The 21,786-nt window shown below is 74.7% G+C and carries 17 protein-coding genes; 14 read left to right on the plus strand and 3 right to left on the minus strand.

What is annotated here, in order from left to right; genetic code table 11:
• Positions 1 to 157 precede the first annotated feature (157 nt).
• The 3 genes from ACFVGS_RS27455 to ACFVGS_RS27465 all read left to right on the plus strand — a co-directional run bounded on the left by ACFVGS_RS27455 (position 158) and on the right by ACFVGS_RS27465 (position 2,508).
• Positions 158 to 1,522: an ATP-binding protein gene (locus ACFVGS_RS27455; RefSeq protein WP_385694240.1), complete on the plus strand. Its 1,365-nt coding sequence runs from the start codon at positions 158 to 160 to the stop codon at positions 1,520 to 1,522.
• Entirely contained in the window at positions 1,509 to 1,880 is a 372-nt protein-coding gene (locus ACFVGS_RS27460) for a nucleotide pyrophosphohydrolase (protein WP_385694157.1), read from the plus strand. The genes ACFVGS_RS27455 and ACFVGS_RS27460 overlap by 14 nt, the downstream gene beginning before the upstream one ends.
• Before the next feature lie 136 nt (positions 1,881 to 2,016).
• Positions 2,017 to 2,508 (plus strand): DUF6099 family protein, encoded by a 492-nt coding sequence (locus ACFVGS_RS27465; RefSeq protein ID WP_385694160.1) that lies wholly within the window; start codon positions 2,017 to 2,019, stop codon positions 2,506 to 2,508.
• Positions 2,509 to 2,624: 116 nt separating this feature from the next.
• On the opposite strand, the gene ACFVGS_RS27470 is transcribed toward ACFVGS_RS27465, so the two are convergent.
• The 3 genes from ACFVGS_RS27470 to ACFVGS_RS27480 all read right to left on the minus strand — a co-directional run bounded on the left by ACFVGS_RS27470 (position 2,625) and on the right by ACFVGS_RS27480 (position 5,348).
• Positions 2,625 to 2,807 carry a hypothetical protein gene (locus ACFVGS_RS27470; protein WP_385694162.1) on the minus strand — a complete coding sequence of 61 codons (183 nt, stop codon included), beginning with the start codon at positions 2,805 to 2,807 and terminating at the stop codon, positions 2,625 to 2,627.
• A gap of 332 nt (positions 2,808 to 3,139) precedes the next feature.
• Positions 3,140 to 3,685 carry a TetR/AcrR family transcriptional regulator gene (locus ACFVGS_RS27475; protein WP_384420246.1) on the minus strand — a complete coding sequence of 182 codons (546 nt, stop codon included), beginning with the start codon at positions 3,683 to 3,685 and terminating at the stop codon, positions 3,140 to 3,142.
• A 127-nt stretch (positions 3,686 to 3,812) separates the two neighbouring features.
• Entirely contained in the window at positions 3,813 to 5,348 is a 1,536-nt protein-coding gene (locus ACFVGS_RS27480) for an MFS transporter (RefSeq protein WP_384420243.1), read from the minus strand.
• A 227-nt stretch (positions 5,349 to 5,575) separates the two neighbouring features.
• Here ACFVGS_RS27480 and ACFVGS_RS27485 point away from each other — a divergent pair, with 227 nt between their 5' ends.
• The 11 genes from ACFVGS_RS27485 (at position 5,576) to ACFVGS_RS27535 (ending at position 21,769) form a co-directional block, all read left to right on the plus strand.
• A complete protein-coding gene (locus ACFVGS_RS27485; protein WP_385694165.1) occupies positions 5,576 to 6,556 on the plus strand; it encodes a metallophosphoesterase family protein in 981 nt (326 codons plus the stop codon).
• On the plus strand, positions 6,553 to 7,257 hold the full coding sequence (locus ACFVGS_RS27490; RefSeq protein ID WP_385694168.1) for a 4'-phosphopantetheinyl transferase: 705 nt from the start codon (positions 6,553 to 6,555) through the stop codon (positions 7,255 to 7,257). The genes ACFVGS_RS27485 and ACFVGS_RS27490 overlap by 4 nt, the downstream gene beginning before the upstream one ends.
• Before the next feature lie 152 nt (positions 7,258 to 7,409).
• The gene (gene mmuM / locus ACFVGS_RS27495; RefSeq protein ID WP_384420234.1) at positions 7,410 to 8,321 is read left to right on the plus strand and encodes a homocysteine S-methyltransferase; all 912 of its coding nucleotides are present in this window, start codon (positions 7,410 to 7,412) and stop codon (positions 8,319 to 8,321) included.
• An 84-nt stretch (positions 8,322 to 8,405) separates the two neighbouring features.
• Positions 8,406 to 9,983, plus strand: coding sequence for a 3' terminal RNA ribose 2'-O-methyltransferase Hen1 (locus ACFVGS_RS27500; RefSeq protein ID WP_385694171.1), 1,578 nt, complete (start codon positions 8,406 to 8,408; stop codon positions 9,981 to 9,983).
• A complete protein-coding gene (locus ACFVGS_RS27505) occupies positions 9,980 to 12,601 on the plus strand; it encodes a polynucleotide kinase-phosphatase (protein WP_385694174.1) in 2,622 nt (873 codons plus the stop codon). The genes ACFVGS_RS27500 and ACFVGS_RS27505 overlap by 4 nt, the downstream gene beginning before the upstream one ends.
• A gap of 257 nt (positions 12,602 to 12,858) precedes the next feature.
• Entirely contained in the window at positions 12,859 to 13,584 is a 726-nt protein-coding gene (locus ACFVGS_RS27510) for a Crp/Fnr family transcriptional regulator (protein WP_384420225.1), read from the plus strand.
• A gap of 132 nt (positions 13,585 to 13,716) precedes the next feature.
• The gene (locus ACFVGS_RS27515) at positions 13,717 to 14,826 is read left to right on the plus strand and encodes a hypothetical protein (RefSeq protein WP_385694177.1); all 1,110 of its coding nucleotides are present in this window, start codon (positions 13,717 to 13,719) and stop codon (positions 14,824 to 14,826) included.
• A complete protein-coding gene (locus ACFVGS_RS27520; RefSeq protein WP_384420219.1) occupies positions 14,823 to 17,195 on the plus strand; it encodes a hypothetical protein in 2,373 nt (790 codons plus the stop codon). The genes ACFVGS_RS27515 and ACFVGS_RS27520 overlap by 4 nt, the downstream gene beginning before the upstream one ends.
• A complete protein-coding gene (locus tag ACFVGS_RS27525; protein WP_384420217.1) occupies positions 17,192 to 18,622 on the plus strand; it encodes a hypothetical protein in 1,431 nt (476 codons plus the stop codon). Before ACFVGS_RS27520 ends, ACFVGS_RS27525 begins: the two co-directional genes overlap by 4 nt.
• Positions 18,619 to 19,206: a Pycsar system effector family protein gene (locus ACFVGS_RS27530; protein ID WP_384420214.1), complete on the plus strand. Its 588-nt coding sequence runs from the start codon at positions 18,619 to 18,621 to the stop codon at positions 19,204 to 19,206. The genes ACFVGS_RS27525 and ACFVGS_RS27530 overlap by 4 nt, the downstream gene beginning before the upstream one ends.
• 7 nt (positions 19,207 to 19,213) lie before the next feature.
• On the plus strand, positions 19,214 to 21,769 hold the full coding sequence (locus ACFVGS_RS27535) for a vWA domain-containing protein (RefSeq protein ID WP_384420211.1): 2,556 nt from the start codon (positions 19,214 to 19,216) through the stop codon (positions 21,767 to 21,769).
• Positions 21,770 to 21,786 lie beyond the last annotated feature (17 nt).

The raw sequence follows: 21,786 nt of genomic DNA on the forward strand, positions 1-21,786 counted from the left end.
GCCCCCGGGGTCCGCCCCGCCCCAGGGCCGCCCCCGCGGCCCCGCCCCCGCGCCCACCCCCGCCCCCGCGCCCACCCCCGCCCACGCGCCCACCCCCGCCCTCGCGCCGACCCCCGCCCTCGCACCCGGCCCGGTCCGCACCACCGGACCGCTGCCCGTGCCCCTTCCGCGCCCCGCCACACCGGGCGGCGGGCGGGGCGCGGTGACGGCGGCCCGTCCCGCCGTCACCGAACTGCGGCTCTCCGCCTTCGGCCCGCACCGCGGCACCGTGCTCCCGCTCCGGCCCGTGACCCTGCTCCGAGGACCGAGCGGCAGCGGCAAGTCCACCGCCCTGCGCGCGTACGAGGTGCTGGCGCTGCTCGGCGCGGGCGCCGGTCTCGCCGAGGCACTGCCCGACGCGGCCGACCTGGTGCCGGAGCGCGCCCGGCCCGACGCGCAGGGCCGGCGCGGCTTCCGGATCGGCTGCACCGTCGACGGACCCGCCGGGCCCGTCCACCTCGACCTCGCCGTCCAGGTCGAACCCACCCTGCGGATCGTCGGCGAACGCCTCACCGGCCAGGGCCACACCCTCCTCACCACCGCCCTGCGCGACCCCGGCCGCGGCACCGTCCACGCCGAATGGCACACCGCGGGCAGCACACCCGTCACCCGTGCGCCCTTCCCCGACGACCTCCTCGGCACCGCCCTGCTCCCGCTGCGCGTCGCGGGCAAGACCCAGGGACAACGAGACGTCCTCGCCGCCGCGGAACAGGTCGTCGTCGGACTCCGCTCGGTCTTCCCCTGCGACCCGCGGCCACGCGTGATGCGCGCGCCCGTGCCGGTCGGCGCGGGCCGGCTGCGGCGCGACTGCCGCAACCTCGCCGAGGTGCTGCACCGCACGGCCCACGAGTGCGGTCGCCGGCACGCCCGCCTCACGACGCTCGCGGCCGCGGCCTGCGCGGGCCCGGTGACGGCCGTCGGCTTACGGGAGACCGCGGACGGCTCCCTCGTCCAGGCCGTCCTCGAACGCGCCCACCGCGGGTCGGCACCGGCCACCCCGCTGAGCCGCCTCGGCGACGGCGAACTGCGCTGCCTCGCCCTGGGACTCGTCCTCCTCACCGGGCCGGGGGTCCTCGCGATGGACCCGGTCGCCGAGGTGCCCCAGGCCATGCAGACCCTCACCGTCCTCGCGGACGGCCTCGACCGCGACCTGGACGCCCGGCAGACGCGGGCCCTCCTCGCCCTGGCGGCGGAGATCTGCGCGAGCGGCCATCTACGGCTCGTCGCGACGGTGGGGGAGGGCACGGAACTCCCGGCAGGCGGCGCGGCGGACGTACGGGGCAGGGCGGCGGGCAGGACGGCCGGACCGACGGGTGCCGCGGCCACGGAAAGGGCGACCGGACGGCCGGTCGCGGCGGCGACGGGAGAGGCGGCCGGTCGGCCGGGTGCTGCGGCGGGGAATCCGGACGTGGGCGACGTGGGCGACGTGGGCGACGTGGGCGACGTGATGGCGGTGGTAGACCTGGGGCGTGACCGAACATGACGTACCCAGCCTGCAACGCCGCCTCGCGGACTTCGCCGCGGCCCGCGACTGGCAGCCGTACCACACCCCGAAGAACCTGGCCGCGGCGCTGAGCGTCGAGGCCGCCGAACTCCTTGAGATCTTCCAGTGGTTGACGCCCGAGGAGGCGGCCCGGGTGATGGCCGACCCGGACCGGGCGCACCGGGTCACCGACGAGGTCGCCGACGTCCTCGCCTATCTGCTCCAGTTCTGCGAGGTGTTGGGGATCGACGCGCTCGCGGCCCTGGCGGCGAAGATCGACCGCAACGAACTCCGTTTCCCGGTGCGCGGAGGTCGCGCGGAGGACGCCGACGACCCCGATCGTCACTCTTCGGAGTGATCGAGTTTTCCCCATCAAGCCTCCTGTCCACAGATTTCCGAATTCCCCTGGTGTTTGGGCTCAGTCGGCCTCACGCTGGGTAATGGAATGAGTGAGCGGTAAGCACGGGCAAGTCCGGGGAACGGGGGCGGCGTTGATGGAAGCGGAGCGATTGATCGCGACAGGCCGGCATGCGCTGGCGGAGAGCCGTGTGGCGCTGGACATCGTGGCGGAGGCCTGGCAGGCCCAGGCCCTCGCGCAGGCGATAGGCAGTCATCTCGCGCTGTGCGGCCCGATGGAGCTGCGGACCGAGGCGCGGGGACTGAGCGAGACGGTCGGCGGGCGCGGCGGGGTGGACCACCCCGTCCTGCGCACGGGCGGGCTGCGCGCCGCGCAGCTGACCGGCGTCGGGGACGCCCGCACGGCCCTGACCGCGCTCGGCGCGCTCCTCGGCGAGGTGGGCATCGCCCTGGTGGGCGTGGCCTGCGCCACGGACGAGGAAGGGCTCTACTGGCAGTGCATCGAGGCCATCGACGCCGCCGACGAGGCCGGCGACCGGGTCCGCGCGATGCTCCGCCGCCTCGCCGTCCGCGACCGCGACCGCCCACCCGACCCGGCCCGAGGCCGGGCGGGCCCGGCGAGCCGCTAGCGAGACACCCTCTAGGTTGCGTCCGGCGGATCACCGCGGCGCCTGAGCCGGTTCCTTCGGACCACCCCGCCGACGGTCTGCACCTGCGGCGCCCGGGTGCGCAGGACGGCAGCCGCCTAAGCGGAGGTCTCGTCCTGGGGCGTCGTCGGGCGGGAGCCGGCGGAGGACTGGAGGTCGGCGTCGAGCTGCGACAGGTCGGCGGTCAGGGCCGCCATCAGTTCCTCCATCTGCTGCAGCAGCCCCTTCGGGGCGCCGCCCGATGACGGTACGGACTGCTCCGGCGCGGCTTCCTGGGACATGGCGGCCTCCTCGGCCCGGGACCCTTCGGTGCGGGAAGGGCCACCAGAGAGACGCACCGGCAACGGCCGCCGGCGCGCGGGCCGGGCGGTCCGGCTCCGCCCGAGCCAACGACCCCCGCCCACCCCCGGTCACTGGCCCGGAGGGACGCCGCCCGCCAAGGGGGTGGATATTCACCCGACCGTGCCGGTGGAGATCATCCGCTGACGAAACGGTTGACGCGGCACGGGCCCGGGCGCCGAGGGGCGGCGTCCCGCAGACGACCGGAGGGGGCCTCGGGTCTGCCGGCCCGGTTTCGCCGCACGGCGCCCCCGGGTCGACCGGTCGAGGGGGGTCAGGGTCGCGGAGGCCGGAGGCCGTCGATGAGGACCGTGAGGACCTGGTCGGACTCGTCGGGGGCGTGCTCTCGGGTCCAGGCCGCCCCGGCGATCAGGGCGAAGAGCCCGGCCGCCGACAGGTCGTTGCGCGCCTCGCCCGCCTGCTGGGCCCGTTCCAGGAGCTGTCGGCCGGAGGACTGCATCGCCGTGCAGGCGTCGTTGAGCTGAGAGGTGTCGTCCTTGAGGCTGTCCATCAGCATGGTCACGAGCCCCCGGTACGTGGTGGCGTGTGCCACCGCCGCCCGGACCCAGGTGGCGAGGGCCGCGCCGGGCGGTGCCGTGGCAAGCAACTCGCGGGCGGTGTGGCCGAGTTCGGAAAGGCTGTCGCGGAGTATCGTCTCGAGCAGGGCCTCCCGGGTGGGGAAGTGGCGGTACAGCGTCGCGTTGCCCAGCCCCGCCTGCTTGGCGATGTCGTCGAGCGAGGTGTGGATGCCGTGCTTGTCGAAGGCCTTCCTGGCCTCGGTCAGGAGTCGCTCGTAGTTGCGGCGGGCGTCTGCGCGCATCGTGCTGTCTTCTCCTCGGCCGTGCTCGGACGGTGCCGCCGCCGTCGACGGCGGCGGCACCATAAGCGGGGTATGGCCCCGAATGCTATCCCGCTTCCCCGTCCTCGCCCGGTGAGGTCGCCGGGACCTACGGGGCCGTGACGTGCGGTGCGGGGCTGCCGGGCTGCTCCGGGGAGTCCTCCGCGCGCTGTTGCGCGCCGCCGCCCGTCGGGACGGAACGCATGACGAAGGTGAGCAGGATGGTGAGGGCGGTGAAGCCGGCGCCCCAGGCGAAGGCCGTGGTGACGCCCTCGGTGAGGACGTAGTCCGCGGTGCCCTTGGCGTCGAGACCGGCCGGCGCCCCGTCGGCCGCGCTCCGGCCGGCGGCGCCGAACACGGTCACCATGACGGCCAGGCCGAGCGCGCCGCCGATCTGCTGCATGACGTTCAGCAGACCGGACGCGGCGCCGGTCTCCTCGGGCGCGACGCCGGCCATCAGGACGGTGGTGACGCCGACGAGCAGGGTGCCCATGCCGAGACCGGCGACGAGCATGGGGCCGAGCAGCGCGGGGACGAACGGGGCCTCGGGGGTGATCCGGGCGAACCAGAGCAGGCCGACGCTGATGGCGGCGGCGCCGACCGAGGTCAGGACGCGCGGCCCGGCCTTGGGCAGGATCCTGGCGGCGACCCCGGAGGAGGCCAGGATCAGCAGTGCGAGCGGCACGAAGGCCAGGCCGGCCTGGATCGGGGTGAAGCCCCGTACCTCCTGGAGGAACTGGGTGAGGAAGAAGAACATCGAGTTGCCGGCCGCCATCACGAACAGCAGCGCGAGGTAGCCGGTCGCGCGGTTGCGGTCGGCGAACAGCCGCAGCGGGGTGATCGGCTGGCGGGCGTGCGTCTCGATCAGGACGAAGACGGCGAGGAGCACGACGGCGGCCGCGAAGGAGGCCAGGGTGAGCACGTCACCCCAGCCGCTCTCGGCGGCCCGGATGAAGCCGTAGACCAGGGCGGTCATGCCGACGGTGGAGGTGAACGCGCCACCGAGGTCGAAGCGGGCGGGCTTGCGCTCGGTCTCGTGGAGGAGCGCCGGGGCCGCGATCAGCAGGGCGGCGCCGACCGGCACGTTGATGAAGAGCACCCAGCGCCAGGACAGCCAGTCCGTCAGCAGGCCGCCGCCCACGAGGCCGATGGCCGCGCCGGAGCCGGAGACCGCGGAATACATCCCGAGGGCCTTGGCCCGGGCCTTCTCGTCGGTGAAGTGGGTCGCGATCAGGGCGAGCACGCTGGGCGCGGCCAAGGCGGCGCCGACGCCCTGCAGGGCGCGTGCGGCGAGCAGCGTCGCGGCCGAGCCGGACAGGCCGCCGAGCAGCGAGGCCGCGGTGAAGACCGTGACGCCGACGAGCAGCCCTCGGCGGTGGCCGAGGACGTCTCCGGCGCGGCCGCCGAGGAGCAGCAGACCGCCGAAGGGCAGCAGGTAGGAGCTGAGGACCCAGGAGAGCCCGGTGGGGGTGAAGTCGAGTGCGGCCTTGAGGTCGGGCAGGGCGATGTTCACGACGTTCACGTCGAGGACGAGCATCGTCTGGAGGGTGAGCACGGCGAGGAGCACCAGGCCGTTGCGGCGGCCCGCCGCCCTGGCGGTGGGCGGGCTCTGGACGGCGGGCCTCGTGACGGTCTCTTCGCTCATGATGCGGCATCTCCTCGGCCAGCTAAACGGGGACGTTCCACGGTTTTGACTCCGAACATACAGGGACTGTCCCCGCTTATCAATCTGCAACGGTGACAACGCAGTTGACGCGTCGACGCCGCGTCAACCGGCACCCGCTGGTGCGGCTCCACGAGGTACGGTCGTGCCGGAGGGTCCGCCCCCATCGACGGCGCGCACCGGAACCGACCGACGACAGGAACGACGGCATGACCGAGAGCAAGGGCCGCCTGCTGGCCATCAGCGACCTGCACGTCGCCTACCGGGAGAACCGGGCCATCGTGGAGTCGCTGCGGCCCACGACGGACGACGACTGGCTGCTCGTCGCCGGAGACGTCGGCGAACTGTCCCAGGACATCGAATGGGCCCTGTCCCTGCTGAGCGGGCGATTCGCCCGGGTGGTGTGGACACCCGGCAACCACGAGCTGTGGACGCCGAAGGAGGACCCGGTCCAACTGCGCGGCCAGGAGCGGTACGAGCACCTGGTCGCCCTGTGCCGCCGCCTCGGCGTCCTGACGCCGGAGGACCCGTACCCCGTGTGGCACGGCGCGGGCGGCCCGGTCACGGTGGCCCCGCTCTTCGTGCTCTACGACTACTCGTTCCGCGTGCCAGGCGTCACCACCAAGGAGGAGTCCCTCGCCCGCGCCGAGGAGAACGGCATCGTCTGCACCGACGAGTTCTTCCTCCACCCGGACCCCTACCCGAGCCGCGAGGCCTGGTGCGAGGCCCGCGTCGCGCTGACCGAGCAGCGCCTCGCCGCCTGTGACCCGGAGCTGCCGACGGTGCTCGTCAACCACTACCCGCTCGTCCGTGAACCCACCCGGATCCTGCGCTATCCCGACTTCGCACAGTGGTGCGGCACGGAACGGACCGCGGACTGGCACCTCCGCTTCCGGGCCCGCACCGTCGTCTACGGCCATCTGCACGTCCCCCGGACCACCTGGCACGACGGGGTGCGCTTCGAGGAGGTGTCGGTCGGCTACCCGCGCGAGTGGCGCCGGCCGCGCCACCCGGAGGTCGGCCTCCGCCGGATCCTGCCCGAGGAGCCCAAGACCGAGCAGATCAAGCCCGAGCAGATCAAGCCCGAGCAGATCAAGCCCGAGGAGCCCAAGCCCGAGGAGCCCAAGCCCGAGGAGCCCAAGCCCGAGGAGCCCAAGCCCGAGGAGCCCAAGCCCGAGGAGGGCAGGTGATCGAACGCCTGGTGCCGGCCGGCGTCGTCGCCGTGGACGCCTTCGAGGACGTCGCCGAGCCCGGCGACCTCCACCCGGCGGAGGCCGCGCTGATCGCGAAGGCCGTGGACACCCGGCGCCGCGAGTTCACCACCGCCCGCTGGTGCGCCCGGCAGGCCCTGGCGGGCCTGGGCGCGCCCGCCGCGGCGCTGCTGCCCGGCCCGCACGGCGCGCCGGTCTGGCCCGAGGGCATCCTCGGCAGCATCACCCACTGCGCGGGCTTCCGCGCGGCGGTCGCCGCCCGCTCACCCGCCGTCACCGCCCTCGGCATCGACGCCGAACCGAACGGGCCCGTGCCCGAAGGCGTCCTCGGGGCCATCGCCCTGCCCGGCGAGCAGCGGCATCTGCGCGAGCTGGCGCGGGCGGCGCCCGAAGTCCGCTGGGACCGGCTGCTGTTCAGCGCGAAGGAGGCCGTGTACAAGTCCTGGTACCCCTGGACCGGTCAGCGCCTGGACTTCGAGGACGCGGCCCTCACCTTCACCCTGGACGACGACACGGACGACGGCACGGACGGTGGCGCGGACGACGGCAGGTGCCTCGGCGGCGCCTTCACGGCCCGGATCCTGCCCGCCGCCGCGCCGGCCGTCGCCCCGCCCGACCGGCTCGAAGGGCGCTGGCTCGCCGAGCGGGGGCTGCTGCTCACCGCGATCACGGTCGTCTGACGCCTCCGCGGAGGCGGGGCGGACGCACGGCACGAGCAGGGCGCGCGGGGCGGGCGGGGAGGTACCGTGCAGAGAGGAGAGTGGATCTCCGCGCAGGGCCGTTTGGCTGTTCGACCGTTGGATCGTTCGACCGTTCGCAGCAGGGGTGACCGATGAAACCGGACCGTTCGCTCGCCGCCGCCCTCGGTGAAGGGGTGCTCGTCCTCGACGGAGGGCTCTCCAACCAGCTGGAGGCACAGGGCTGCGACCTGTCCGACGCGCTGTGGTCCGCGCGGCTGCTCGCCGACGCGCCCGAGCAGATCGAGGCCGCGCACGCGGCCTACGTGCGCGCCGGGGCCCAGGTCCTCATCACCTCCAGCTACCAGGCCACCTTCGAGGGCTTCGCCCGCCGCGGTGTCGAACGCGCCGAGACGGCACGGCTCCTGGCCCGCAGCGTGGAGCTCGCCCGGGTGGCGGGGGAGCGGACGGAGCGGGAGATCTGGGTCGCGGCCTCCGTCGGGCCGTACGGGGCGATGCTCGCCGACGGCAGCGAGTACCGCGGCCGGTACGGGATGTCGGTGGCCGAGCTCGAACGCTTCCACCGGCCCCGGATCGAGGTCCTCGCCGGGTCCGGCGCGGACGTCCTCGCCCTGGAGACGGTCCCCGACGCCTACGAGGCCGAGGCGCTGCTACGGGCCGTCGGCCGGTACGGCGCGGTGCCCGTCTGGCTCTCGTACACCGTGGAAGGCGCGCACACCCGGGCCGGGCAGCGGCTGGAGGACGCCTTCGGGCTCGTCGCGGGGCTCGACCAGGTGGTCGCCGTCGGCGTCAACTGCTGCGACCCGGCCGACGCCGGGCCCGCCGCGGAGATCGCCGCGGCCGTCACCGGCAAGCCGGTCGTCGTCTACCCGAACAGCGGAGAGCGCTGGGACGCCGGCACCCGGCGCTGGCACGGCGGCACGACCTTCGCCCCGGCCACCACCGCCGCCTGGCGCACCGCGGGGGCCCGCCTGATCGGCGGCTGCTGCCGCGTCGGCCCCGACACCGTCGCCGCCCTGGCCGCGAGCCTGACCGCCATGCCGTAACCGTGCACCGACCCTCCGTCGATCCTCGCCCGGCCTTCCGAAATACGTTGTGACCGGGCAGTGCCGAAGGTCATGCTGGAACGCATGTTCCTGACGATCAGCACCACCGGCACCGTCGAGAAACCCGCCACCGACCTGGGCTTTCTCCTGCACAAGCATCCCGGGAAGGCGCAGTCCTTCTCGACCTCGCACGGCACGGCGCACGTCCTCTACCCCGAGGCCGGCCCCGAGCGGTGCACCGCCGCGCTGCTGCTCGAAGTGGACCCCGTGGCGCTCGTCCGCCGCGGCAAGGGCAAGGGCCGGGGCGGCGCGCCGGACGCCGCCCTCGCGCAGTACGTGAACGACCGCCCGTACGCCGCGTCCTCGTTGCTCGCCGTGGCGCTCGCCAAGGTGTTCAAGAGCGCGCTGCACGGGAGCTGCGCCGCGCTCCCGGAGCGGGCCGCCGCCCCGCTGCCGCTGCGGATCGAGGTCCCGGCCCTGCCGGCGCGCGGCGGCGCGGAACTGGTGACACGGCTGTTCGGCCCGCTGGGCTGGAAGACGGTGACGGCCGAACCGGTCACGCTCGACCCGGAGTTCCCCGAGTGGGGCGACTCCCGCTACGTACGGCTCGTCCTGGAGGGCGAGCTGCGGCTCGCCGACGCGCTCAACCAGCTCTACGTGCTGCTGCCGGTGCTCGACGACGCCAAGCACTACTGGGTCGCGCCGGACGAGGTGGACAAGCTGCTGCGCGCCGGTGACGGCTGGCTCGCCGACCACCCGGAGCAGAAGCTGATCACCAGCCGCTACCTGTCGCGCCGTTGGGGCCTGACCCGCGAGGCGACCGAGCGCCTGGAGCTGGTGCGGCTCGCCGAGGCGGACGGACTGGCCGTCGAGGACGTCGACAACGCGGTCGACGACACCAAGGACACGGAGGACCGGCCGGTGCCGCTCGCGGAGCAGCGCCGTGCGGCGATCCTCGCCGCCCTGCGTGCCGCCGACGCCACCCGCGTCCTCGATCTCGGCTGCGGGCAGGGACAGTTGGTGCAGGCGCTGCTCAAGGACGTGCGGTTCACGGAGGTCGTCGGCGTCGACGTGTCGGCGCGCGCCCTCTCGATCGCCGCGCGCAGGCTGCGCCTGGAGCGGATGGGCGAGCGGCAGGCCGCCCGGGTGAAACTGCTCCAGGGCTCCCTCGCGTACACCGACAAGCGGCTGACCGGCTACGACGCGGCGGTGCTCAGCGAGGTCGTCGAGCACCTCGACCTGCCGAGGCTGCCCGCGCTCGAACACGCGGTGTTCGGCTCGGCCCGGCCGCGGACGGTGCTCGTGACGACCCCGAACGTCGAGTACAACGTGCGCTGGGAGTCGCTGCCGGCCGGACACGCCCGGCACCACGACCACCGCTTCGAATGGACCCGGGAGGAGTTCCGGGCCTGGGCGGCGCGCGTCGCCGAGACCTACGGATACGAGGTCGGGTTCACGCCCGTCGGCCCCGACGACCCCGAGGTCGGCCCGCCGACGCAGATGGCGACCTTCACCCGTACCGACCAGGACACCGCCCAGAACCCCGGCACCACCCGGAACCCCGGCACCGGCACCACCCGGAACCCCGGCACCGGCACCACCCGGAACCCCGGCACCGCCCTGAACGACACCGACCAGAGCCCGAAGGAGGACGCGGCATGACCGAGACCACCGGCACCACAGGCACCACCGAGACCGCCGGCACCGCCGGCACCGCCGGCACCGCCGGGTCCGGCGAGATCCGGAGCCGTAAGCTGCCCGTCACCGATCTCTCCCTCGTGGTCCTCATCGGCGCGACCGGATCCGGCAAGTCGACCTTCGCCCGGCGCCACTTCAAGCCGACCGAGATCGTCTCCTCGGACTTCTGCCGCGGCCTCGTCGCCGACGACGAGAACGACCAGGGCGCCAGCAAGGACGCCTTCGACGTCCTGCACTACATCGCCGGCAAGCGGCTCGCGGCCGGGCGGCTCACCGTCGTCGACGCCACCAGCGTGCAGCGCGAGGCGCGCCGGCAGCTGGTCCAGCTCGCCCGCGAGCACGACGTGCTGCCGATCGCGATCGTCCTCGACCTGCCGGAGTCGGTGTGCGCCGAGCGCAACGCGGCCCGCCCGGACCGGGCGCACCTGCCCCGCCACGTCGTCCAGCGGCACCGCCGCGAGCTGCGCCGCTCCCTGAAGGGCCTGGAGCGCGAGGGCTTCCGCAAGGTGCACGTCCTGCGCAGCGTGGAGGAGGTGGAGGCGGCCGAGGTCGTCCTGGAGAAGCGCTTCAACGACCTGCGGCACCTCACCGGTCCGTTCGACATCATCGGTGACGTCCACGGCTGCCGCTCCGAGCTGGAGACGCTGCTCGCGAAGCTGGGCTACGTCGACGGCCACCACCCGGAGGGCCGGACCGCCGTCTTCGTCGGCGACCTGGTCGACCGCGGTCCGGACAGCCCGGGAGTGCTCCGCCGTGTCATGGGCATGGTGGCCGCAGGAGACGCGCTGTGCGTGCGCGGAAACCACGAGAACAAGCTGGGCAGGTGGCTGCACGGCCGCAAGGTGCAGGAGACCCACGGCCTCGCCGAGACGATCGAGCAGCTGGAGCGCGAGCCGGAGGAGTTCCGGGCCGAGGTGTCGGAGTTCATCGACGGTCTGGTCAGCCACTACGTCCTCGACGAGGGCAGGCTGGTGGTCTGCCACGCGGGTCTGCCGGAGAAGTACCACGGCCGCACCTCAGGCCGGGTGCGCTCGCACGCCCTGTACGGGGACACGACCGGCGAGACCGACGAGTTCGGGCTGCCGGTGCGCTACCCGTGGGCGGAGGACTACCGGGGCCGGGCGACCGTCGTCTACGGGCACACGCCCGTGCCGAACACCTCATGGATCAACAACACCATCTGTCTCGACACCGGAGCCGTGTTCGGCGGGAAGATGACCGCGCTGCGCTGGCCGGAGCGCGAGCTGGTGGACGTACCGGCCGAGAAGGTCTGGTACGAGCCGGCCAGGCCGCTCGCGACCGAGGCGCCCGGCGGGCACCAGGGCAGGCCGCTCGACCTGGCCGACGTGCACGGCCGGCGGGTCGTGGAGACGCGCCTGCTGGGGAACGTGGCGGTCCGTGAGGAGAACGCGGCCGCCGCCCTCGAAGTCATGAGCCGTTTCGCGGTCGACCCGCGGCTGCTCGCGTACCTGCCTCCGACGATGGCGCCGACGGCGACGTCGAAGGTGGAGCACTACCTGGAGCATCCGGCGGAGGCGTTCGCGCAGTACGCGGCCGACGGGGTCGAGAGGGTCGTGTGCGAGGAGAAGCACATGGGCTCGCGGGCGGTGGCGCTGGTCTGCAAGGACGCGGCGGTGGCGGCGGAACGGTTCGGGGTGGCCGCCGCGGACGGCGTGACCGGCGCGCTGCACACCCGCACCGGACGGCCGTTCTTCGACGATCCGGAGACCACCGAGCTGGTCCTCGGGCGGCTGCGGGCGGCGATCGGCGCCGCCGGGCTGTGGGACGAACTGGACACCGACTGGCTGCTGCTCGACGGCGAGCTGATGCCGTGGTCGCTGAAGTCGGCCGGGCTGCTGCGCTCCCAGTACGCGGCGGTCGGCGCGGCGTCGCGAGCGGTCTTCCCCGGCGCGCTGGGGGCGCTCGAACAGGCGGCCGCACGAGGCGTGCCCGGGCTCGACGGGCTGCTCGGCCGGCAGCGCGAGCGGGCGGCGGACGCGGCGGCGTTCACCGAGGCGTACCGGCGCTACTGCTGGCCGACCGAGGGCCTGGACGGGGTCCGCTTCGCGCCGTTCCAGGTGCTCGCCGCGCGCGGGCGTTCGCTGGCCGCCGTGCCGCACGACGAGCAGCTGGCCTGGCTCGACCGGCTGGTCGAGCACGACCCGACCGGTCTGCTCCAGGTCACGCGGCGGCTGGTGGTCGACCCGGCTGACGAGGCGTCCGTACGCGCCGGGACCGACTGGTGGCTGGAGCTGACCGCGGCCGGCGGCGAGGGCATGGTCGTCAAGCCGCTCGCGGCCCTGGTCACGGGCACCGACGGGCGCCCGGTGCAGCCGGGCGTGAAGGTCCGCGGCCGGGAGTACCTGCGGATCATCTACGGCCCGGAGTACACCCGCCCGGACAACCTGGAGCGGCTGCGCGAGCGGCACCTCGGCCACAAGCGCTCGCTGGCCCTGCGCGAGTACGCGCTCGGACTGGAGGCGCTGGACCGGCTGGCGGACGGCGAGCCGCTGTGGCGCGTCCACGAGGCGGTCTTCGCGGTCCTGGCCCTGGAGTCGGAGCCGGTGGACCCGCGACTGTGACCGTGCGGTGACCGTCCCGCGGGGGGCGCGCGCGTGGCCGTCACACGGGGGGCGCAAGGGGGCTGAAAACAGCGCTCCCTTGCGCCCCTCGTGTCCGCCCCCGGCTGCGTTGACGCGATTCTTCCGGTGCCTCTAGCGTTCTTCACCCCACGGTGTGACGGAGTGTCAACAATGTGACTGCGGTTGCGTGTTGGTGCTCTCCGTGGAACGAACAAGCACGCGAAATGCGCGACGTCGTGCGGGGGTGTGAGCGACCGTTGAGTCTTTTCGGCCAGGACCGGTCGTTCCTCCACGCCCTCCCCGCGAACGACCGCCGCGCACTGCTCGCCGAGGGCGCCCCGCGCCACTACGAACCCGGCGAGATCATGATCCGGGAGCGGGACACCACCGTGTACGTCCTCGCCCTGCTCTCCGGCTGGTCGGTCGTCTCGGTCGGCACCGATCGCGGCGCCCGGCTCATCCTGGCGCTGCGCGGTGCCGGCGAAGTGGTCGGCGACCTCGCGGCCGTCGACCGCCGACCGCGCAGCGCCACCGTCACGGCGCTCGGCCAGGTCGAGGCCGTCGCCATCTCCGGCGACCGCTTCCGGCACTTCCTGGCCGCCCGGCCGCACGCCACCTCACTGATCATGCGGCAGCTCGCCACCCGACTGCGCAGCGCCGACGTCGAACGCCGCTCGCTGGCCTCGGAGACCGTGCTCCAGCGGCTCGCCGCCCGGCTCGTCGAGCTCGCCGAACGGGCCGGCCGGCGCGCCGAGTCCGGCACCGTACTGGAACTTCCGCTGCCGCAGCACGACCTGGCGGCGGCCATCGGGGCGACCCGGGAAGCCGTGGCCAAGGCGCTGCGGCTGCTGCGCGAGCAGGGTGTCGTCCGTACCGCCCAACGGACCGTCGTCGTGGTCGACATGCCCGTCCTCGTGCTGCTCGCACAGGGGCGCGCACACCCCGGCGCACATCCGTCCGACAAACAACCCCCGGCTGTGTAAACGGCTACATCGCCCACGGGCCACAGCCGCCAGGCTGGACCCGTCACCACCACCCGACCGTCGGCAGGCGGCCGACAGGCCGGCCGGATCAGCACGGAAGCACCACATCGGAGCACATCACTAGGAGTCCGAGTGAGCACTACGGGAGCGAGCGCGGGAGCGGACCAGGGGGCGAGTGCGGGTGCCCTCCACCGCCTCGTCGTCTTCGGGGACGTCGTCGGCTCCGGACGCCTCGGCATGGACGGGAAACGGCTCGCCCGCGCCGCCATGTACGAGGCCTTCGGAGAGGCGTACGCCTCCGTGGGCATCGAGCCCGGCACCGTCCACCAGGAGGACCGCGGCGACGGCATCCTCGCCGCGCTGCGCCCGGACGTGCCTCCGGCGCTCATGGTCGGACGCTGGATCGACACGCTCTACGAGAGCCTGCGCGCGCACAACGGGCGCAGCCGCGGCCGGCTCCGGCTGCGCGTCGGCATGAACGCCGGGCTCGTCCTCGACGACGGCCGGGGGCTCGTGGGCCGGGCCGTCGACCTGGCCTGCCGGCTGTGCGACAGCGCGCCCGCCCGCCGGGTCATGGCGGACGCCCCGGACGTCGACCTGCTGATCGTGGTCTCGGACTGGCTCTACCGGAACGTGGTGGTCGAGGGCGGCCGCTACGTCGAGCCGGACCACTACCGGCGGGCCGCCGTGGTCGCCAAGGAGACCGCGGAGGACGCCTGGTTCCACGTGCCGCGGCTGCCGGAGCCGCCGCTGGCACCCCGGACCGGCGGTGGGCCGTCGCGGGGGGACGGCTCACCGCCCGGCACGCCCGCGCCGCGGCCTTCGCCGAGGCCGCCGTCCGGCCCTCCGGCCGACGTCTCGTCCCGGCCCTCGTCCCGCCTCTCGCCGAAACCTCCTTCGTCACCGTCCAGGGCGCCTGCGGGCAACCGGACGTACACCGCCGGGCGCGACATCCAGGTGATCGAAGGCAACACGATCCACGGCGGGTTCACCGGCATCCGCAACGACGTGCGCAACGACGTGCGGAACGAGGTGGGTAACGGGGTGGGGAACCCTCTGCCGGACCCCTTGCGTGACGAGGTCCCTGAGGAGGACTGGGAGCCGGACTGGGACGAGGACCAGCCCGCGGAGGCGGCGGCGGAAGCGGCGGAGAAAGCGGCGGCGGAAGCGGTGCCGGAGACGGAGGCCGACGAGGCATCCGAGGCCCCGGCCTGGTACGGCGAGCGGGAGGAGCCGGCATGAGCGACGACGACCTCGACCACGGCGGAGCCGCCTCTTCCGACGCGGATCCCCAAGGCGATCGCGGCCCGGCGAACGCCGGTGGCGCGGGCGGCGGCGCCAAGGGCGGCGGCCGTGACGGCGCGGGCTCCGGCGGCGCGGCCCCGACGGCTGACGGCGCTTCCGGCGAACCGGCCCGCGACGGCAACCCGTTCGACAGCATGGGCCGGGGCCGGATCGGCGGGACGGGCGGCACCGGTGGCGCGGCCACCGCGCGCGCCGCGCTCCAGTCCCTCCGCCAGGGCGCGCCGGGCGACCACCGCAACTCCGCGGGCCGCGACGCCTACGTCCACTACGGGGACCGCTACGACTTCTGGTACCAGGACCGGTCGGACTTCGTGCAGGGCACGGTACCGGCCGAGACCCTGGACCACCTCGACGACGTGTACTGCGAGACGGCCGGCTACCAGCGCATGAAGGAGCGGCTGCGCAGCCACCGCGTCCTCGTGCTGTGCGGCGAGCCGGGCAGCGGCCGCAAGGCCACCGCACTCGCCCTGCTCGCCGAGGTGGCCGCCCGCCGTGTGTACCGGCTCGACCCGCGCCACGGGGTCGACGAGATCACCGCCGACGCCCTCCACCAGAAGGCGGGCCACCTGATCGAGCACCGCCCGGAGGACATCCGCGCCGAGGGCGGGCCGCGCCGCTCGCCCGGCGAGCGCGGCGAACCGGCCCGCCGCACGCCCGTGCGCCTCTCCGAACTCCACCTCGACCGCTTCGCCGACCTCCTCGGCGGCGTCGACGGCTACGCCGTGATCGTCGTCGGCAACGGCGACCTCGCGGACCGGCTGCTGCGCGGACGCTACGGGATGTACTGCGCGCCGCCGCCCGCCGCCGACGTCCTGCACCGCCACCTGAGGCTGCTGCTGCGCGGCGCGCCCGAGGAGGCCGCCGCCGAGGCGCGGGAGCTGGCCGTCAGGCCCGACGTGGTCGAGGCCCTGGGCCTCGAGGAGCTCCGGCCGCGCGAGGCCGCCCGGCTCGCCGACCATCTGGCCGGGCACCGGCGCGGCACCCTCACGGACGAGCGGCTCCTGGAGGAGTGCGCCTCCTTCGTCCGGGTCCAGGCACGCGAGTGGTTCGCGGGCGCCGACCGGCCCGGCACCCTGCCGGAGGCGCTGCCGATGCTCAACGCCGCCGCGTTCCGGATCTCCGTGGCCGTCTTCGACGGCTCCGCGTACAGCATCGCCACCGAGGCCGCCGAGCTCCTGGCCTGGGAGTTCGCCGTCACCCTCGATCCCGAACACCCTTCGGGACGACGCCTGTTCGGCACCCACGCCGAACACCGGCCGGTGCTCGCCCGCTCGGTCCTGCAGGACGGCGAGCTCGACCTCGGCCGGGCCAAGGTGCCCGTGCGGGCCATCCGCTTCCAGGGCACCGCGCTCGCCGGCGCCGTGCTCGCCGAGGTCTGGCACGGCTACCACAACGTGCGCGGGCCGGTCGCCCGCTGGCTGCGCGCCCTGTGCGACGACCCCCGGCCCGAGGTGTGGGTCCGGGCGTCCATCGCGGCCGGGGTGCTCTGCTCCTGGGACTGGATCCACGGCTACCACGAACTCGTCGCACCGCTCGCGGGCATGGACGACCCGGTGGCGCGGATGGCCGCGGCGACGGCGCTCGCCGAGGCCGCCCGCGATCCCGAGGTACGGCCGGCGGTCGCCGCCACCGTCAAGGACTGGGCGGAATCGGACGACGCCAACCTCCTGGACACGGCCCTGCTCACCCACGGGTACGAGTACGCGGCGGGCGGGCTGCGCGGCTCGCTCGACGCCATCGCGCGGGTGGTCAGGACGCGGGAGCCGGACGACGTCGACGTGCTCGTGGCCGCCGCGTTCAGCCTCACCCGGCTGCTCGCCTCCGGCGACCCCGAGCCGGTCCTGAGGCGCCTGCAGCGCTGGCTCGTGGACGGGCGCCTGACCCTGGCCAACCTCGTGCACGTGACCGTGATCAGAAGCCTCACCGCCCGCACCACCTATCTCTGGGGCCTGCGCGACGTCCCCGAACTCGACGAGCACGCGGCCCGCCCGCTGCTGGTCGCGCTGCTCGCCACCCGGCCCGGACTCGCGCCGGCGCTCGGCGGCCTGCTGCGGCACAGCCTGAACACCGCACGGGCCGGGGAGACCGCGCTCGACGGTGTGGGCAGCCTGCTGCGCCGCGCCGCCAAGGACGCCACGGCCCTCGACCTCGTGTGCGGGTTCCTGCCGCTGATCTCCGTCGAGCGCCGCGACCGCGACCGGCTCCGCGGCCTCCTCAACGACCTGGTACGGGACCGGGACCGGCCCCTGGACAAGAGCGCGGCGCGCCGCATGTGGGACGCCGTCGCGGAAGGAGCGAAGCGATGAACGGGCCGAACCCGGACGGGCGGGAGCGGATGCGGGACGAGCGGGAACCGGGCCGGCAGCGCGCCCAGGACCGGCAGGCACAGCAGGGCCAGGGCCGGGCACGCGCCCAGGGCCAGCAGGGCCAACAGGGCCGGCAGGGCGGCCAGGGCCAACAGGGCCGGCAGGGACAGCAGAACCAGCGTCCGGGCAAGGGGCAGGGCCAGGGCCAGGGCGCCCGGCGACAGGGCGGCGGGCCTCTCGGGCCGCTGCTGCGCGAGTGCGCGCCCCCGTACCGCCGCACCAGCGGGCAGATCGCCGCGGTCATGCTCTACCGCAAGGGCGGCCACCGGATCGTCTGGCCGGACCGCAGGGAGGACGTCGACAAGCCCCTCCTCCGCACCCCGTACACCGTCTTCGAGGTCCAGCTCGGGCGCCACGTCACCGAGTTCGAGCTCCAGCTGCCCGCCGCCGGGGACGGCTCGTCGTTCAGCGTGCGCGTGCGGGTGCAGTGGACGGTCGAGGACCCGTACCTCGTCGTCAAGGAGCAGGCGTGGAACGTCGCCGAGCTCCTCCACGACGACCTCCTCGACGGACTGCGTTCGCTCTCCCGCCGCTTCCGGCTCACCGAGGCCCAGCGCGCCGACGAGGCCGTACGGGACGAGCTGGCCTCCGGCCGCCTGGTCATCGGCCGGGACCTCGGACTGCGCACCCAGGTCTACGTCTTCTTCGACCTCGCCGAACCCACCCGGGAGGAGGTCGCCCGCGGCGACCTCGTCGGGGTCGCCAGCCGGTCCGACGACCGGGTCGCCGAGGCCGAGCTGCGCAGGGAGGAATGGGAGCGGAGGCGGATCGCGGCCCGCGCCGCCGACCTCGAAGCCATGTTCCGGCGTGGCGACCTCGCCCAGATCGCCCACCACATGGCCCGGAACCCCGATCAGGAATGGGAGATCCGCACCCAGCTCCAGCGCGAGAAGCGCGAGGGGCAGGCCGACCTCCTCGCCGTCTTCAACAAGCTCCTGGACTCCGGCGTGCTCGAACGGCACGAGATCGACGAGCAGGCGTATCAGATCCTCCAGCACCTGCGCGGCAGCACCGGCACCATTCTCGGCGGCGTCGCCGACCGGGTCCTGGAGACCACGCGCCGCTCCGGCCCCCGCGCCCTGGAGGCCTCCCGCCCTGAGCCCACCGCGCCCAACTGGGAGGACGAGTCGTTACCCGACGCGCCCGCGGACCCACGTGTCTACGAACCGACCCGCGTCCAGGCCTCGTTCGAGACCGAGGACGCCGAGGACGCCGAGGACGTCGACGGCCGCGGTGACCGCAAGCGCGGCGACGACGCGTACGACACCCGCGGGTCGTACGACCCCCACGACGCCGGCGAGCCGTACGACGCTCCCCGGCGGCCCTCCCGGCCGAGCGCCGAGTTCGACGACTGGGACGACGAATGAGCACCCCGCAGGGCGGCAGCGCCTCCCCGCCCACACCCGCGCCCCCGCCCACACCCACCGCCACCGTCACGCCCGCGCCTCCGCCCGCTCCTGTCCGCGCCACCCCGGCGGCCGTGCCGGAGCCCGCCGAACTGCGCCGGAGAGCCGAGCAGTTGCTGGCCACCGTCCGCGAGGACATCGGCAGGGCCGACACCAAGGCCGCCATCCTGCTCTCCGGCGCGCTCGCCTTCCTCGCGATCGTGTTCTCCCGGGACCACGGCCCGCTCCCGGCCGGCGGCGGTCTCGCCCTGCTCGTCACGGCCGGGGCGCTGTGGACCGCCGGAGTCCTGATGCTGGTCTCCGTCGTCCTGCCCCGCACCAGGCCGGGCGCCGACCGCACCCTGCTCCGCGACCTCGTCTCCGGCACCCCGGCGGACGCGCTGCGCGCCCGCCTGGAGGCCGCGGGCCCGGACGCCACCGGCTGGCTCCTGGAACAGGCGAGCGTCCAAGGGCTCGTCCTCGCCGCCAAATACCGGTGGCTGCGGCTCGGCGTCGCCGCCCTCGTGCTCGGCGCCCTCCTGGCCCTCCTCAGCGAACTGTGGTGACACGACCATGAAGGTGACCGTGCTGTTGACCCCGAGGCAGAGCCTCCGCAAGGGCGGCCCGCTCCTCCGCCACCTCCCGGCCGGGGCGCCGCTCGTCCTGTCCGCGCTGCTCGTCCTGTCCGCGCCGCTCGGCGGTCCCGCCGCCGCGGCCCCGTACGTGCCGCAGCCGCGCCAGGCCGTGGCCGCCGATCCCGCCGAGGGCGCCGACCCGATCGACTTCGCGGTCGTCGTCGACCAGTCGAAGAGCCTCTCCGACGAGGACCTCGCCCGGGAGACCGAGGCCGCCGCCCTGCTCAGCCAGGGCGAGATCTCCGAGCGCTCCCGGGCCACCGTGATCGGCTTCGGCAGCTCGGAGAAGCCCGGCCAGTCGCCCGTACGCGAGGTGTGTCCGCCGACCGTCGTCGACGCGGCCGGACGGCAGCGGCTCAGCGACTGCGTCAAGGAGCTCGCCCGTCGCGACCGGTCCAGAACGGGCCCCGGCACCGACTTCCCGGCAGCCGTCCGCCAGGCCGTCACCCGCCTCACCGAGGACCGGGGCCCCGGGGCGGCCGACGACAAGGCCCGCAAGACGCCCAAGGTGGTCTTCCTGCTCACCGACGGCCGGCTCGACGTCAGCGACAGCCCCGAGTACGGCGCCGACGGCCCGAGCCGCCAGGCCAACGGCGAGAAGCGCCTCGCCGAGGAGCTGGCCAGGGCGCGGGACGCCGGGGTGCAGATCTGGCCGCTGGGCTTCGGCGGCCGGATCGACCGGGCCGCGCTCGCCGCGATGGCCGAGGGCGGATACCGCGGCGCCTGCTCCGACGTGCCCGGCTCGGTGCCCAGGATGCGGGTGGTCGCCGGCTCCGCCGAGATCGACAAGGCGCTCCAGGAGACCTTCGCCGCCGCACGTTGCGCCCGGATCTCCCACGGCACCGTCGGCAAGCCGCCCGCCGACCTGTACGTGACGATCCCGCCCATCGCCACCGACGGCTCCCTGACCGTGAGCAAGCACGACCCGAAGGTACGGGTCACCTACTACGACCCGGCGGGCCGCAAGGTGCCCACGCGCGGCGACTTCGACGGCTCCGCCTTCGAGGTGAGCGGCGCGGACGGGCCGGTCGAGGCCCTGCGCGTCAAGAACCCGCTGCCCGGCCGCTGGCGGGTGCGGGTCGAGGCCCCCGAGGGCCACCGGGACCGCGAGGTCGCCGTCCGGGCCATCTGGCAGGGCCGGCTGCGGTCCGCCGTGGTCCTCGACCCCGTCGCGCCGCGCCCCGGCCAGGAGGCCGTCGTCGAGGTGCGGATGCAGACCCGGCGCGGCGTCGTCATCACCGACCCGCGCCAGCTGGAGGGCATCACCGTCACCGCCCGGCTCACCGGAGAGGGCGGTTTCGCCCCGGTGAACGTCCGGCTGGCCGACGACGGCAAGGCGCCCGACCGCCGGGCCGGGGACGTCCGCTTCACCGGGAGGCTCACCGTGCCGGTGAGCGCGACCGGCGACCTGGAGATCACGGCCGACATGGCAGCGCCGGGCGTCACCTCCGACCGGCGCCCGTTCCACACCCGCGTCACCGAGGGTGACCCGCTCCTGGAGGCGCAGGTCTCGGTCGACCAGGCCACCGTCCACCCCGGCGACACCGTGCGCGGCCGGATCGACATCACCAACAGGGACACCGTCCCGCACACCCTCCGCCTCGCTCTGGAAGACGGCCAGATCGGTCAGAACGGCCAGGACGGCCAGGACGCGTCGGGCACCACCGGTGGTGCGGGCACCACGCCCGGGACCGGGACCGCTGCCGGGCCGAAGATCACCCCGGCCACCGTCGTCGCCCGGCCGGGCCCCGCCACGAGCGTCGAGTTCACCCTCACCGTCGGCCGTGGCACTCCGCTCGGCGAACTCGGCGGCCCGCTGGTCGTCCTCGACACCGACGACGGCGACCGCGCGCTCGACGCCTCCTTCCTCGACATCCGCGTCGAGGCACCGCCCACGTGGTGGGACCGCTGGTGGCCGTACGTCGTCGGCGGCGCCGTCGCCGCCGCCCTGCTGGCCGCCGTCGCCGCGGTCCGGATCGCCGCCCGCAACCGCATCCGGGACCTGACCGGGGTCAGGCTCGAACTCCGCAGGGACGGGCGGGTCCTGGACACGCTCACGGTCCGCACGGGCCAGAGCGGGGGCGGGGAGTACCTGTTCACCGTCGAGGAGCCGCGCGGGGCCGCGCCCACGCTGCGGCGCGCCCGCGGCGGCGGGCCCGCGCACCGGCTGCGCAGGACCGGCGCGGGCGAGCTGCTGATCCGGCCGCACCGCGGCCGTGAGTCGTCGATACGGCCGGGCGAGCCGTTCGGCCTCGACGAGTGCGAGCTGGTGGTCAGGGACGGCCGGCGGCCGGTCCGCGACCGCCTCCAGAGCGGTGGCCGCCTGCTGTCCGTCCCGCGCCCCGGACGGGCCGGGGGCGCCGGACGGCCGGGCCGCCCGGGACGGCGCGGCGGCCCCGACGCGCCGACCGACGCCACGCCACCCACGATCACGGGCGACGCGACCCCGCCGGCCACGTCCACGACACCCGCCGTCTGGGACCCGGACTTCTGATCCGGGCCGCGGCCCGC

This window comes from Streptomyces sp. NPDC127114 (assembly GCF_042677525.1).
Lineage (GTDB): Bacteria > Actinomycetota > Actinomycetes > Streptomycetales > Streptomycetaceae > Streptomyces.